We start from the raw sequence: 13,920 nt of genomic DNA, 5'->3' as shown, positions 1-13,920 counted from the left end.
TCGGCGTACGGTCGGGATCATGCGCATTGTCATCGCAGGTGGACATGGTCAGATCGCGCTGCGGCTGGAGCGGTTGCTCGCCGGGCGCGGGGACGAGGTCGCGGGCATCGTCCGCCGGCCGGAGCAGGCCGGCGATTTGCTGGCCGCGGGCGCCGAGCCGGTGGTCTGCGACCTGGAGTCGGCGTCGGTGGAGGACGTCACCCGGCACATGGAAGGCGCCGACGCGGCCGTCTTCGCGGCGGGTGCGGGGCCCGGCAGCGGCACCGAACGCAAGGAAACGGTGGACCGCGGCGCGGCGCGGCTCTTCGCGGACGCGGCCGAGGCGGCGGGCGTACGGCGCTTCCTCGTCATCTCCTCCATGGGCGCGGACCGTGAGCCCCCCGAGGGCACCGACCCGGTCTTCGCCGCCTACCTGCGGGCCAAGGCCGCAGCCGACGCGGACATCCGCTCCCGGGCCGGCCTGGACTGGACGATCCTGCGGCCCGGCCGGCTGACGAACGACCCCGGACCGGGCCGGGTCACACTGGCCGACGCGACCGGCCGCGGCCCCGTCCCTCGCGACGACGTCGCCGCCACCCTGATGGCACTCCTCGACGAACCGGGCACGATCGGCAAGACGTTGGAGCTGATCGCCGGGGATGTACCGGTGGTGGACGCGGTGCGGGCGGTGTCGGCGGCGCAGCGGTAGGACGTCCGCCGGGAGCCCGAAGGCCACTCCGGCCCCCGCCCACCCCGGCCCGTCGGCGCGGGCGGGGCGGGGGCCCGGTTTTTCCCTGCTGAGCGGCTTGCACTGCGGGCGCCGGCCCACGGCAGTCACGGTGCCGTGTCGGCCAAGCGAAGGAAGCGCTCGGACAGTGACGAAGCCCACCCGCCCCGGAAGCCCAGGTGGCGGGCTTCTCATCGGCACATTTGTGGGGGCATGCCTCCTGGTCACGGCGGAGGTGCCGTTGGCCTTCGCAGCTGACGACCTGGCGGGCGGGAACTCAAGACCCGCCGAGCCCGGGGGCGGCATCCGGAAGGCCATCGATGCCCCGGGAAAGACTGCGGGAGGACGGGAAAGAGGGAGGCGGTCCGGCCTCACCCGAAGAAGCATGCCAAAGAGCCCCTGGTATGCGGTAATCGCAGACCAGGGGCTCTTTGTTCCCTGTGGCGGCGCCAGGATTCGAACCTGGGAAGGCTGAGCCGGCAGATTTACAGTCTGCTCCCTTTGGCCGCTCGGGCACACCGCCTGGGTTTGCTGCCGGGAGAGCCGCTGTGGGGCGGTGCTCCGTGGCAACGACGTAAACCATACCCGATGGCTGGGGGTGGTTCGCCACTCGATTCGGGAGCGCTGGATCTTGGCCGGGTGGCTAGGCTTGGCAGGCGGGCCCGGGAAGGGCCGCAGCCCTGACGGATCTACGTACGAGGAGCCAACTCAACATGGCCGACTCCAGTTTCGACATCGTCTCGAAGGTAGAGCGGCAGGAGGTCGACAACGCCCTCAACCAGGCCGCCAAGGAGATCTCGCAGCGCTACGACTTCAAGGGCGTGGGCGCGTCGATCGAGTGGTCGGGCGAGAAGATCGAGATGCGCGCCAACGCCGAGGAGCGGGTGAAGGCCGTGCTCGACATCTTCCAGTCCAAGCTGGTCAAGCGCGGGATCTCGCTGAAGGCGCTGGACGCCGGTGAGCCGCAGGCCTCGGGCAAGGAGTACAAGATCTTCGCCTCGATCGAGGAGGGGATCTCGCAGGACAACGCCAAGAAGGTCGCCAAGATCATCCGCGATGAGGGCCCGAAGGGCGTCAAGGCGCAGGTGCAGGGCGACGAGCTGCGGGTCAGCTCGAAGAGCCGGGACGACCTGCAGGCGGTGCAGCAGCTGCTCAAGGGCAAGGACCTGGACTTCGCCCTGCAGTTCGTGAACTACCGGTAGCAGCCCGGCTTTCGGAGGCCACGGGATGGGGCGGCGCGCTTCGGCGTGCCGCCCCACCGGTGTGTCGGGGCGGCACCACGAGGAGCGGGCGGCAGGCGGTCAGAGGGCCGTCAGCGGGCGGCGAACGGCTCGTCGGTGGAGACGATGTCGCGGCCCAGGGGCATCAGGGAGATCGGGATCATCTTGAAGTTGGCGATGCCGAACGGGATGCCGATGATCGTCACGCACAGGACGAGGCCGGTGACGATGTGGCCCAGGGCCAGCCACCAGCCCGCGAAGATGATCCAGATCACGTTGCCGATCATCGAGCCGGCGCCAGCATCGCGGCGCTCCACGGTCGTCCGACCGAACGGCCACAGGGCGTAGCCCGCGATACGAAAGCTAGCAATGCCAAATGGAATGGTAATGATCAAGACGCAGCAGATGATGCCCGCGAAGACGTAGCCGAGCGCCAGCCAGAAGCCGCTGAGGACCAGCCAGAGGACGTTGAGGATGAACTTCATGATCAGCAGCCTTCCACGGGCACGGCGGAGAATGTGTCTGCCGTGCTAGACGCGCTGGGCCCGGTGAATCGTTGCGTTCATGATGCGCCGGGTGCCTGCTGACGGCCACCGGTCCCGGCGGCCTCGGGGGCGTCAGGGTCGGTGGCCCGCCATGTTTTCGAGGCGGGCGATCCGTTCGTCCATCGGGGGGTGGGTGGAGAAGAGCCGGGACAGGCCGCCGCCCCGGAACGGGTTGGCGATCATCATGTGGCCGGCGGCTTCCAGGCGCGGCTCGGGCGGGAGCGGGAGCTGCCGGGTTCCGGTCTCCAGCTTGCGCAGTGCGGAGGCCAGGGCCAGCGGGTCGCCGGTGAGCTGGGCGCCCGCGGCGTCGGCCTCGTACTCGCGCGAGCGGCTGACGGCGAGCTGGATGAGCGAGGCCGCGACCGGCCCGAGGATCATGATCAGCAGCATGCCGAGGAGGCCGGGGCCCTCGTCGTCGTCGGAGCGGCCCAGGGGAATCAGCCAGGCGAAGTTGACGAGGAACATCACGACGGAGGCCAGCGCGCCGGCGACGGAGGAGATCAGGATGTCGCGGTTGTAGACATGGCTGAGCTCATGGCCGATCACGCCGCGCAGCTCGCGTTCGTCGAGCAGTTGGAGGATGCCGTCGGTGCAGCAGACCGCGGCGTTGCGGGGGTTGCGGCCGGTGGCGAAGGCGTTGGGCGCCTGGGTCGGGGAGATGTACAGGCGCGGCATGGGCTGGCGGGCCGCGGTGGAGAGCTCGCGGACCATGCGGTAGAGCTGTGGCGCCTCGAACTCGCTGACCGGGCGGGCGCGCATCGCCCGCAGGGCCAGTTTGTCGCTGTTCCAGTAGGCGTAGGCGTTGGTGCCCAGGGCCACGACGACGGCGATGATCAGGCCCGTACGGCCGAACAGGCTGCCGATGACGATGATGAGGGCGGACAGGCCCCCGAGGAGTACGGCGGTCCTGAGCCCGTTGTGCCGGCGGTGCACGGTACGCCCTCCAAGCGGTGCGGCAGGGGAACCCTGTGCTGCGTTTCTCCACTGACCAGTGGACCCTTACTCACCGGTCAACGCGAGATGAACGAGCCAGGTTCCCTTGTCCGCCGGCGGCGGACCGGGGAGGGCACGCGGGCGCGTCCGCCGGGGCGTGGCGCCGTACGGGTGGGGTGGAGGCCGGTGTGGGCCCCCTGGGGCCGTCCGTGTCGGTCCCGTGGGGCCGCCGGTGAGGATTCCTGCGGGGCGGGCCGGCCGTTGGCGCAGGCCGTGCGAGCAGGCCGTTAGAGCAGCGCCCCGGAGGCGAAGCGCAGGACGAGCTGCGGAGCGCCGGAGAGGGCGATGCCGAGGACGGCGGCGAGCGCGATGGCGGTGGCCAGGGGGGCCGGGATCGCGGCGGGGGCCGGGTGCCCCGCGGGGGCGGGGGTTTTGGTCCCTGCCGCCTCCCCGGTGCGCTCCGTTTCGCCGGCTTCCCCGGCTCCCCGGAAGAGGACCGTGGTCCACTGCAGGTAGTAGTAGAGCGCGATCACGACATTGACGGCCATGATCACGGCAAGCCAGGCCAGGCCCGCGTCGACGGCCGCGGAGAAGACCGTGACCTTGGCGAACAGGCCGATGATGCCGGGCGGCAGTCCGGCGAGGCAGAGCAGGAAGAAGCCGAGGGCGAGCGCCACGACGGGCCGCTGGTGGTACAGGCCCTGGTAGTCGCTGATGCGGTGGGCAGGGTGGGTACGGGCCACCAGGGCGGCGACGGCGAAGGCGCCGAGGTTCACGGCCGCGTACATCAGGGCGTAGGCCACGGTGGAGCCGATCGCGTGCCCCGGGTCGTGGGCGTAGCCCGCCGCCGCGATCGGGACCAGGAGGTAGCCGGCCTGGCCGACCGAGGACCAGGCGAGCAGGCGTACGGCGCTGTGCGCGCGGCGGGGGTCCTGGCGCAGGGCCGCGACGTTGCCGACGGTCATGGTGAGCGCGGCGAGGACGGCCAGCGCCGGGCCCCAGACGTTCGCGTACGAGGGGAAGCCCTGGACGGTGACGAGGATCAGGCCGGAGAAGCCGACGGCCTTGCCCACCACGGAGAGGTAGCCGGCGATGGGCAGCGGCGCGCCGACGTAGGTGTCCGGCACCCAGAAGTGGAACGGGGCGGCGGCGGTCTTGAAGGCGAAGCCGACCAGGGTGAGGGCGACGCCGGCGCTCGCCAGGGTGGCCAGCCGCGGGTCGGGGAGGTCGGTGAGGGCGTGTGCCACCTGGGAGAGGTGCAGGCTGCCGGTGGCCGCGTACAGGAAGCTCACGCCGAGCAGCATCACCGCGGTGGCGGCCACCGAGGACAGGAAGAACTTGAGGGCGGCCTCGGAGGAGAGCCGGTCGCCGCGCCGCAGCCCGACCAGCGCGAAGGCGGGCAGGGAGGCGACTTCGAGGGCGATGACCAGGGTGGCGAGGTCGCGGGAGGCGGGCAGCAGGGCGGCGCCGGCCGCCGAGGAGAGCAGCAGGAACCAGTACTCGCCGGCGGGCAGGTCCTGGTCCTTGAGGGTGTCGATGGACAGCAGGGCGGTCAGCAGCGCCCCGCCGAGCACCAGGAACTGGATGACCAGGGCGAACGGGTCGGCCGCATAGCTGCACACGTCCGGGTGGGCGGGCAGGCAGAAGGTGCGGCGGTCGCCGTCCAGGAGGGGCAGCAGGGACAGCGCGGCGAGCGCGAGGCCCGCCGTGGCGATCCACCCCAGCAGCGGCTTGCGGGCCGCCGGGAGGAAGAGGTCGGCGACGAGGATCACCAGGGCGACGGCCGCGGCGATCGTGGGCGGCGCGAGGGCGAGCCAGTCGACGGACTGGACCAGAGAGGTCACCGTGCTCATCACTTACCGCCTCCGAGGAGCTGCTGGACGGCCGGGTCGGTGAGGCCGAGGAGGGCCGCGGGCCACAGTCCGGCGAGGACGGTGAGGACGGCGAGGGGGGTCCAGGCCGCGTACTCGTAGCGCGCGAGGTCGGGGATGACGGGGTCCGGTGCGGCCGGGGCCGTGGTGGCCGCTTCGGCCGCCGTGGCGGTGCCTTCCTCGATCGCCGGTACGGCTTCGGCGACTGCCGGGGTGCCGCCCATGCAGACACGGCGGACGACGAGCAGCAGGTAGGCGGCGGTCAGCAGGGTGCCGAGGCCGGCCAGCGCCATGAACGTCAGGAAGGCGGGGCGGCTGAGGCCGGCGGCGGGCCGGAAGGCGCCGAACATCGCCAGCATCTCGCCCCAGAAGCCGGCCAGCCCGGGGATGCCGAGCGAGGCGACCGCCGCGAAGGCGAGCAGGCCGCCGAAGCGGGGGGCCTTGCCGTAGAGGGCGGCGCCGGTGCTGCCCGCAAGAGCGTCGAGGTCGGTGCTGCCGGTGCGGTCCTTGAGGGCGCCGACCAGGAAGAACAGCAGGCCGGTGATCAGGCCGTGGGCGATGTTGGCGAACAGCGCGCCGTTGACGCCGGTGGGGGTCATGCCGGCGATGCCGAGCAGCACGAAGCCCATATGGCCGACGGAGCTGTAGGCGATCAGGCGCTTGAGGTCGCCGCCCGCGCCCTTGCGTACGAGGGCGAGGCAGGCGAGCGAGCCGTAGATGATGCCGATGGCGGCCAGCGCGGCGAGGTAGGGCGCGAAGGTGTGCATGCCCTCGGGTGTGATGGGCAGCGCGATCCGCACGAAGCCGTAGGTGCCCATCTTCAGCAGGACGCCGGCCAGCAGCACCGAGCCGACGGTGGGGGCGGCGGTGTGGGCGTCCGGCAGCCAGCTGTGCAGCGGCCACAGCGGGGACTTGACGGCCAGTCCGATGCCGATCGCGAGCACCGCCAGGAGCTGAACCGTGTGGCTGAGCTGGTCTTTCGGCCCGTTGTCAGTGGCGAGTGCCACCATGTCGAACGTGCCGGATTTCACGCCGATGAGGAGGAGGCCGAGCAGCATCACGACGGAGCCGAGCAGCGTGTAGAGGATGAACTTCCAGGCCGCCGCCTGCTTCCCCGCGCCGCCCCAGCGGGCGATGAGGAAGTACATCGGGATGAGGACCATCTCGAAGGCGAGGAAGAACAGCATCAGGTCGAGGACGGCGAAGCTGGCGAGGGTGCCGGCTTCGAGCGTGAGCAGCAGGGCCACAAATGCCTTGGGGGACGGGCCCTTCGGCATGTGGGAGTAGCTGTAGAGGGCGCAGAGGAAGGTCAGCAGCGCGGTCAGTACGACAAGGGGGAGCGAGATGCCGTCGACGCCGAGGTGGATGCGGATGTCCAGCGCCGGGATCCAGCTGATGTCGGTGGTGGCCTGCATACGGGCCGGGTGGTCGTGGTCGAAGCCGGCGGCCAGCGCGACGGCGGCGGCGAGCACGACACCGGTGACGGTCACGCCGTGGCGCAGTACGGCCTGGCCGGGGTTGCGGCCCTTGAGCCCTGGGGGCGGCGGGAGCAGGGCGCCGGCAGCGCCCAGCAGGGGGAGGACGACGACCGCCGCGAGGAGGTACTGCAGAGCGGTGGGGTTCACGGGTCAGGCCCTCCTCAGGGGTTCGGCTCCGGCGAGCCCGGCCACGAGGGGCGTCGGCTGGGGGTGCGGGGTGCGTGCACCGGGGGTGCGGCCGTCAGGCACACGTGCGCCAGGGGTACGGCCATCAGGCATACGTGCGCCAGGGGCGTGGAACATCGGCATAGGCATCGGTCAGGCTCCCGTGCCCGTGGCGACGAGGACGGCGGCGACGGCCAGGACGAGCGAGCCCGCGAGCAGCGCGGCGAGGTAGGTCTGCACGTTTCCGGTCTGGGCGCGGCGGACCGCGGCGCCCAGCAGGCGGGGGGCGGCGCCGGCGCCGCGGACGTAGGTGTCGACGACCTCGCGGTCGAGGAAGCGCACGAGCGTGGCGGCGGCGCGTACGGGCCGGACGAAGAGGGCGGAGTAGACGGCGTCCAGGTGGAAGCCGACCGCGGCATGACGCTGCAGCGGGCCCAGGAGGAGGCGGCCGGGGTCGGCCGGGTCCGGGGCGCCGGCGTTGTCGCCGTAGGCCGGGGCGTGGGTGTCGATGGCCACCTCCTCGGCGAGCGCGGGGGTGGCGTCCGGAGCGGCGACGACCGCGCCGAGGGGGATGCGGGCGGCGAGCGCGGTGGTGTGCCGCCAGGCCGCATAGGTGACCAGGCCGCCGACGAGGGCGATACCGGTGCCCAGGACGGAGGTGGTCAGGGTCGGCGCGAGCGAACGCCCGTCGAACCAGCCGGGCAGGAAGGGGGCGGCGAGGCCGAGCGCGACGGTCGGGACGAAGAGCACCCACAGGACGGCGTTCATGGCGACCGGCTGCGGGCCGTGGTCGGGGGCTTCGGCGCCCTTGCCCTTGAAGGCCAGCAGCCACAGGCGGGTGGCGTAGGCCGCGGTGAGCAGGGCGGTCAGCAGTCCGGAGACCAGTACGGTCCAGCCGGCCGCGCCGGGGATGCCGTGCGCGTGGCCGGTGGCGGCGTGTTCGGCGGCGCCCAGGACGGCTTCCTTGGAGAAGAAGCCGGCGAACGGCGGGATCGCGGCGAGCGCGAGCAGCGCCACGGTGACCGTCCAGTAGGCGTCCGGGATGCGCCGGGCCAGGCCGCTCATCCGGGACATGGCGGCCAGCGAGTTGGTGCCGGCGGCGTGAATGATCACGCCGGCGCCGAGGAAGAGGAGGGCCTTGAACGCACCGTGCGAGATGAGGTGGAAGACGGCGGCACCGCGGTCGCCGACGGCCAGGGCACCGAGCATGTAGCCGAGCTGGCCGACCGTCGAATAGGCCAGGACGCGCTTGATGTCGTCCTGGGCCAGGGCGGCCAGCCCCGAGCCGACCATGGTGATCGCGGCCATGACGGCGAGCACGACCAGCGCGGCCGCGGAGGCGGCGAAGACCGGGAGGAGACGGGCCACGAGATAGACACCGGCCGCCACCATCGTCGCGGCATGGATCAGCGCCGAGACGGGCGTCGGACCGGCCATCGCGTCCGGGAGCCAGGTGTGCAGCGGGAACTGCGCCGACTTGCCCGCGACACCGGCCAGCAGCAGCAGTGCGATCAGCGTCGGATGGTCCAGGCCGCCGGCGGCGACGGAGCCGAGGATGCCGGTGATGCGGAAGGTTCCGGCATCGGCGGCCAGCGCGAAGATGCCGAAGAGGAAGGGGACGTCACCGAGCTTGGTGACGAGGAAGGCCTTGAGGGAGGCGGCGCGGGCGGCCTCGGTCTCCCAGTAGTGGCCGACGAGGAAGTAGGAGCAGATGCCCATGACTTCCCAGCCGACCAGCAGCAGCATCAGGTCGCCGGTGTAGACGACCAGCAGCATCGCGGAGGTGAAGAGCGAGACCAGTGCGGCGTAGGAGGGGTAGCGCGGGTCGTCGCGCAGATAGCCGGTGGAGTAGATCTGCACACAGGTCGCCACGACACCGACCAGGACGGCGATCAGCGCGGCGAAGCCGTCGATGTGCAGGGCCAGGTCGATGGGGATCGAACCGGTCGGGGTGAGCTCGGTGGCGATGTCGGTGGCCGGGCCGGTGCCCTGGCCGACGGCGACGGCCACGGTGAGCACGGCAGCGGCCAGCGTCGGCAGCACGGCCAGCGGCCGGACGAAACCGGGCGCACGGCGGCCGAGGAGGAGGCCGGCGACGGCCCCGAGGAAGGGCAGGAGGGGAACGAGAACGGCGGTGGTCGTGAGGGTCACGCGGCGGCCTCCGCCGTGGTGTCCGGCTGCGGGTCCCCGTCCGTGGCGCCCGTCTTCTCGGCGAGATCGCGGAGCCGGTCGATGTCGGAGCTGCCGCGGTTGCGGTAGACGAGCAGCACGATCGCCAGGCCGATGCCGATCTCGGCGGCGGCGATCGCGATGGTGAAGAGGGTGAGGGCCTGGCCGGTGTGCAGGGTGTCGCGCAGCCAGACGTCGAAGGCGACGAGGTTGAGGTTGACGGCGTTGAGCATCAGCTCGACGGACATCAGCACCAGGATCGCGTTGCGGCGCGCGAGCACGCCGTACAGCCCGGTGCAGAAGAGGAGGACGGCGAGGACGGCCGGGTAGACGAGATGCATCAGCGCTGCTCCTCTCGCGGGGCGGGGGCGGCAGGGGCCCGGGAGGCGGCGGGGGCCGGAGAGGCGGCGTTCTTGAGGCCTGCCGCGGCGGACCGCTCCTCCCCCGTCCTGCGGGACAGCACGATCGCCCCGACGAGCGCGGCCAGCAGCAGCACGGACAGCGCCTCGAAGGGCAGCACCCAGTACTGGAAGAGACTGCGCCCGGACGCCTCGGTGGAGCCCTGGGCGGCGCCCTCGAAGCTGATCCAGGTGGTGCGGAAGGCATCCACGACGACCCAGACCAGGGCGGCGGCCGAGGCGAGGGCCACCGCGAGCGCGGCCCAGCGGTTGCCCGAATCGGCGTCCGGGGAGCGGCCGATGGGCGCCTTGGTGAGCATCAGCCCGAAGAGCAGGAGGACGACGACGGAACCGACGTAGATCAGCACCTGCACCCAGGCGATGAACTCGGCCGTCAGCAGCAGGTATTCGACGGCGATCCCGCCGAGGGCGACGACCAGCCAGAGGGCGGCGTGCACCAGCTGCCGGGTGGTGACGGTGATGACGGCCGCGCCGAGGGTGGCGATCCCGACGAGGAGGAAGGCGATCTCGACACCGGTGGTCGAGAGGAAACCGTGGCCGGCTGCGGTGGCGGCGGCGAGCGTCACTGTCCCTCCCCTGGGTTGTCGGGTCGGTCCGGCCGGTTCCGGTCCGTGGCCTGATCCGCGGCTCCGGCCTGATCCGCGGTCTGCTCCTGGGCCTGGGCCCGCGCGGCTTCGGCCTCGGCTTCGGCTTCGGCCTGCTGCTGAGCGGCGAGCTTGTCCGCGGCCTTGCGGGCGGCGGCGAGCTCCTTGGGCTCCTCGGCCGCCGGGTCGAGCGCCGGCGGTTCGGGCACCGTCCACATCCACTCGCGGAGCTTGTCGCGCTCATGGGTCAGATCGCGGATGTCCGTCTCGGCGTACTCGAACTCCGGAGACCAGAAGAGCGCGTCGAAGGGGCAGACCTCGATGCAGATTCCGCAGTACATGCACAGCGCGAAGTCGATGGCGAAGCGGTCCAGCACATTGCGGCTGCGCTCGCGGCCTCCGGGGGCGGCCGGCGGCACGGTCTCCTTGTGGGAGTCGATGTAGATGCACCAGTCCGGGCACTCACGGGCGCACAGCATGCAGACCGTGCAGTTCTCCTCGAACAGCCCGATGACGCCACGGGTACGGGGCGCGAGGTCGGGCTGGACGTCCGGGTACTGCGCGGTGACCGATCGTTTCGTCATCGTCCGCAGGGTGACGGCCAGCCCCTTGGCGAGGCCGGAACCGGGGAAGCTCATGACGAGATCACCACCTTGACGACGCCGGTGAGGGCGATCTGGGCGAGGGCGAGCGGGATGAGGACCGTCCAGGCGAGCTTTTGCAGCTGGTCCTCGCGCAGCCGCGGGTAGGTCACCCGCAGCCAGATGACGCCGAAGGCGAGGATCACGGTCTTCAGCAGCGTCCACAGCCAGCCCAGGCCGTCGGCGCCGAACGGGCCGTGCCAGCCGCCGAGGAAGAGGACGGAGGTCAGGGCGCAGAGGACGACGATGCCGGCGTACTCGGCGAGCAGGAAGAGCGCGAAGCGCAGTCCGGTGTACTCGGTGTAGGCACCGAAGATGATCTCCGAGTCGGCGACCGGCATGTCGAACGGCGGCCGCTGCAGCTCGGCGAGCCCCGCGGTGAAGAAGACGACGCCGCCGACGATCTGCCACGGCACCCACCACCAGTGGAAGGCCTCGATGATGCCGGGCAGCGAGAGCGTGCCGGCCGCCATCGCGACGGAGGCCGCGGCCAGCAGCATCGGCAGCTCGTACGCCAGCAGCTGTGCGGCCGTCCGCAGACCGCCGAGCAGCGAGAACTTGTTCGCCGAGGCCCAGCCCGCCATCAGCGAGCCGAGCACGCCGACGCCCATGACGGCGAGCACGAAGAAGATCCCCGCGTCCAGGGCCTGTCCCACGGCGTTGTGCGGGCCTATCGGGATGGCGACCAGGACCAGGAGGTACGGCAGCAGGGCGACGGCGGGCGCGAGCTGGAAGATCCGCCGGTCGGCGCCGGCCGGGACGATATCCTCCTTCTGCGCGAACTTCACACCGTCGGCCACGAGCTGCGCCCAGCCGTGGAACCCGCCCGCGTACATGGGGCCCAGCCGGCCCTGCATATGGGCCATGACCTTGTGCTCGGTCTGCCCGATGACCAGGGGGAAGACCAGGAAGACGACGAAGACGGCGACGAGGCGCAGCGCGATGTCGAGGGCGTCGCTCATGGGGTGTCGCCTCCTTGCTCCGGCTCCGGCTGCTCCTTCGGCTCCGGCTGCTTCTCCGGCTCCGCCTTTTTCTCCGGTTCCGGCTGCTTCTCCGGCTCGTCGAAGGCCGGACGGGCGTGGTGCCAGGGCGCGTCCGAGGAGCGGGGGGCCGCCTCCTTCGGGGGAGCCTCCTTCGGGGGAGCCGCCGCGGCCTCCTTGGCCGGGGTCTCCCCGGTCGGGGCGGCCTCGGGGGCGGCCTCGGGGGTGGCAGCCTCAGCCGCCTGCCGCTGGGCGGCCGAACCCTCGCTCGCCGACCGTGTACGCCGCGCCGGGCGCTCCGGCCGCTCGGGACGTGCTTCGGCCGCCGGGGTCTCGGTCGCCTCCCCCGCTGCCTGCCGCTGGCCGGCCGAGCCCTCGCCCGCGGTCCGCGTACGCCGTGCCGGCCGCTCGCCCGCGGCACCACCGGCCGCACGTGCACCACCGGCCGCCCGCGCACCCCGCGCCGGACGCGCGGGGGCAGGCGGCAGCTGGCCCTTCAGCGGGCCCCACTCGTTCGGGTCCGGGACGCCAGGGGGCAGCATCTGGCGGCGCTTGGGCCCGCCGTGCTCGGACTCCCCCGGTTCCTTGGCCCCCGGCCATGCCTTGGCGACCCGCGCCGCCAGCACGAAGTCCTTGCGCAGCGGGTGCCCCTCGAAGTTGTCCGGGAGCAGCAGCGGTACGAGGTGCGGATGGCCGGTGAAGTCGACACCGAACATCTCGTGGGTCTCGCGCTCGTGCCAGCCCGCGCCCGCGTACACACCGACGGCGGTGGGCAGCGCGGCCCCCTCGTGCGGCACGGTCGTCCGCACGATCAGCCGGTGGACAGTGCCGGGCCGCGCCACATCGGCGAGGTGCACACAGACCCGGAAGCCGGTGCCGGGCTCGTCGACGGCGCTCAGCCAGTCGAAGTAGCTGCAGCCCAGGTCGTCGCGGGCGGCCGTCAGTGCGGTGAGCCAGCCGTCCACGGGGACGTCGACGGTCAGCGCGTCGTACGCCAGCTCCGCCGTGGCCCCCGTACCGAAGATCTCGCTCGCCGACCGCGGCAGCCAGCCGACAACGGGCTCGGCGACGGGCTGCTCGGGCTGCTCGTCCTGGGCGGCGGTCTCCGCCTGCCGCTCCGGCTGCTGGTCCGGCTGCTCGCTCATCGGGGCTCCTCCCCCGCCGCCTTCGGCTCATCCGCCGGCTTCGGCGCGGGCGGCGTGACCAGACCGCTGCGCAGCGCGGCGGCGGAGGGCCGGGCCGCGCCGCCCTGCGCGTACCGCTCCCCCAGCGACTCGCGGGCGATCTTCTCCTGGAGCTTGAGAATGCCCTGGAGCAGCGCCTCCGGACGCGGCGGGCAGCCCGGTACGTACACATCCACCGGAATGATCTGGTCGACGCCCTTGGTGACCGAGTACGAGTCCCAGTACGGGCCGCCGCAGTTGGAGCAGGCCCCGAAGGAGATGACGTACTTCGGCTCGGGCATCTGCTCGTAGAGCCGCTTGACCGCGGGCGCCATCTTGTCGGTGACCGTGCCGGAGACGACCATCAGGTCGGCCTGGCGCGGGCCGGGCGCGAACGGGATCACACCGAGCCGGATGAAGTCGTGCCGGGCCATGGACGCGGCGATGAACTCGATGGCGCAGCAGGCGAGGCCGAAGTTGAAGACCCAGAGGCTGTAGCGGCGGCCCCAGTTGAGGACCACCTTCATCGGTTCGGGCGCGAGCCGGGCCAGGGTGCCCAGGCGCCGCGGCTCCGGCAGGAACTGCGGGTCGGCGCCCTCGGACGCGGCTGCGGAGCTGTGGGAGGCGGGGGTCACGTCCATTCCAGGACGCCCTTCTTCCATGCGTAGAGCAGGCCGATGGTGAGGAAGCCGAGGAAGATGAACATCTCCACCAGCGTCACACCACCGAAACCGGGGGCGGCGAAGATCGTCGCCCAGGGGAAAAGGAAGATCGAGTCAACGGCGAAGATGACGTAGAGGAAGGCGTACACGTAGTAGCGGACCTGGGTGTGTGCCCAGCCCTCGCCGACGGGGTCCACGCCGCACTCGTACGTCAACAGCTTCTCGGGCGTCGGCACCACGGGCCGCAGCAGCCGCCCGGCACCGAAGGCCACGGCCACGAAGAGCACCCCGATCACGGCGATGATGCCGACGACCGAGTAGCCCTGGAAATAGTCCGCGGCGACGGTGGTGCCCACGGTCGCGTCCGGCACGTCCGCCCCTCGC

Annotated in this window: 14 protein-coding genes and 1 tRNA gene; 2 read left to right on the top strand and 13 right to left on the bottom strand. The window is 71.9% G+C overall.

Going from position 1 to position 13,920, the window contains the following annotated elements; all coding sequences use genetic code 11:
- Nucleotides 1–19 precede the first annotated feature (19 nt).
- Nucleotides 20–688: an NAD(P)H-binding protein gene (locus tag OHS81_RS20295; RefSeq protein WP_328386133.1), complete on the top strand. Its 669-nt coding sequence runs from the start codon at nt 20–22 to the stop codon at nt 686–688.
- Between the two features lie 459 nt (nt 689–1,147).
- Here the strand turns inward: OHS81_RS20295 and OHS81_RS20290 are convergent.
- Nucleotides 1,148–1,229 (bottom strand) — tRNA-Tyr (locus tag OHS81_RS20290).
- 190 nt (nt 1,230–1,419) lie between these two features.
- Here OHS81_RS20290 and OHS81_RS20285 point away from each other — a divergent pair.
- Entirely contained in the window at nt 1,420–1,908 is a 489-nt protein-coding gene (locus OHS81_RS20285) for a YajQ family cyclic di-GMP-binding protein (RefSeq protein ID WP_018090929.1), read from the top strand.
- A gap of 110 nt (nt 1,909–2,018) precedes the next feature.
- On the opposite strand, the gene OHS81_RS20280 is transcribed toward OHS81_RS20285, so the two are convergent.
- The 12 genes from OHS81_RS20280 to OHS81_RS20225 all read right to left on the bottom strand — a co-directional run bounded on the left by OHS81_RS20280 (nt 2,019) and on the right by OHS81_RS20225 (nt 13,907).
- Nucleotides 2,019–2,411 (bottom strand): YccF domain-containing protein, encoded by a 393-nt coding sequence (locus OHS81_RS20280; RefSeq protein ID WP_328386132.1) that lies wholly within the window; start codon nt 2,409–2,411, stop codon nt 2,019–2,021.
- 132 nt (nt 2,412–2,543) lie between these two features.
- Nucleotides 2,544–3,404 (bottom strand): zinc metalloprotease HtpX, encoded by an 861-nt coding sequence (htpX, locus tag OHS81_RS20275; protein WP_328386131.1) that lies wholly within the window; start codon nt 3,402–3,404, stop codon nt 2,544–2,546.
- Nucleotides 3,405–3,691: 287 nt separating this feature from the next.
- Nucleotides 3,692–5,257, bottom strand: a complete 1,566-nt coding sequence (locus tag OHS81_RS20270) for an NADH-quinone oxidoreductase subunit N (protein ID WP_328386130.1) — start codon at nt 5,255–5,257, stop codon at nt 3,692–3,694.
- Nucleotides 5,257–6,885, bottom strand: a complete 1,629-nt coding sequence (locus OHS81_RS20265; RefSeq protein WP_328391290.1) for a complex I subunit 4 family protein — start codon at nt 6,883–6,885, stop codon at nt 5,257–5,259. The genes OHS81_RS20270 and OHS81_RS20265 overlap by 1 nt, the downstream gene beginning before the upstream one ends.
- Before the next feature lie 186 nt (nt 6,886–7,071).
- A complete protein-coding gene (locus OHS81_RS20260) occupies nt 7,072–9,069 on the bottom strand; it encodes an NADH-quinone oxidoreductase subunit 5 family protein (RefSeq protein WP_328386129.1) in 1,998 nt (665 codons plus the stop codon).
- Entirely contained in the window at nt 9,066–9,428 is a 363-nt protein-coding gene (gene nuoK / locus OHS81_RS20255) for an NADH-quinone oxidoreductase subunit NuoK (protein ID WP_088798430.1), read from the bottom strand. The genes OHS81_RS20260 and nuoK overlap by 4 nt, the downstream gene beginning before the upstream one ends.
- Nucleotides 9,428–10,072, bottom strand: coding sequence for an NADH-quinone oxidoreductase subunit J family protein (locus OHS81_RS20250; RefSeq protein ID WP_328386128.1), 645 nt, complete (start codon nt 10,070–10,072; stop codon nt 9,428–9,430). Before OHS81_RS20250 ends, nuoK begins: the two co-directional genes overlap by 1 nt.
- Nucleotides 10,069–10,728 carry a NuoI/complex I 23 kDa subunit family protein gene (locus OHS81_RS20245; protein ID WP_328386127.1) on the bottom strand — a complete coding sequence of 220 codons (660 nt, stop codon included), beginning with the start codon at nt 10,726–10,728 and terminating at the stop codon, nt 10,069–10,071. Before OHS81_RS20245 ends, OHS81_RS20250 begins: the two co-directional genes overlap by 4 nt.
- Complete coding sequence (locus OHS81_RS20240; protein WP_088798433.1) at nt 10,725–11,693, bottom strand: complex I subunit 1/NuoH family protein; 969 nt, start codon at nt 11,691–11,693, stop codon at nt 10,725–10,727. Before OHS81_RS20240 ends, OHS81_RS20245 begins: the two co-directional genes overlap by 4 nt.
- Nucleotides 11,690–12,856, bottom strand: coding sequence for an NADH-quinone oxidoreductase subunit C (locus tag OHS81_RS20235; protein ID WP_328386126.1), 1,167 nt, complete (start codon nt 12,854–12,856; stop codon nt 11,690–11,692). The genes OHS81_RS20240 and OHS81_RS20235 overlap by 4 nt, the downstream gene beginning before the upstream one ends.
- Nucleotides 12,853–13,515 (bottom strand): NADH-quinone oxidoreductase subunit B, encoded by a 663-nt coding sequence (locus OHS81_RS20230; RefSeq protein ID WP_328386125.1) that lies wholly within the window; start codon nt 13,513–13,515, stop codon nt 12,853–12,855. Before OHS81_RS20230 ends, OHS81_RS20235 begins: the two co-directional genes overlap by 4 nt.
- Nucleotides 13,506–13,907 carry an NADH-quinone oxidoreductase subunit A gene (locus tag OHS81_RS20225; RefSeq protein ID WP_328386124.1) on the bottom strand — a complete coding sequence of 134 codons (402 nt, stop codon included), beginning with the start codon at nt 13,905–13,907 and terminating at the stop codon, nt 13,506–13,508. The genes OHS81_RS20230 and OHS81_RS20225 overlap by 10 nt, the downstream gene beginning before the upstream one ends.
- Nucleotides 13,908–13,920 lie beyond the last annotated feature (13 nt).

This window comes from Streptomyces sp. NBC_00400, from assembly GCF_036048035.1.
Classification (GTDB): domain Bacteria; phylum Actinomycetota; class Actinomycetes; order Streptomycetales; family Streptomycetaceae; genus Streptomyces.
This window is presented reverse-complemented; position numbering and strand designations above follow the sequence as displayed.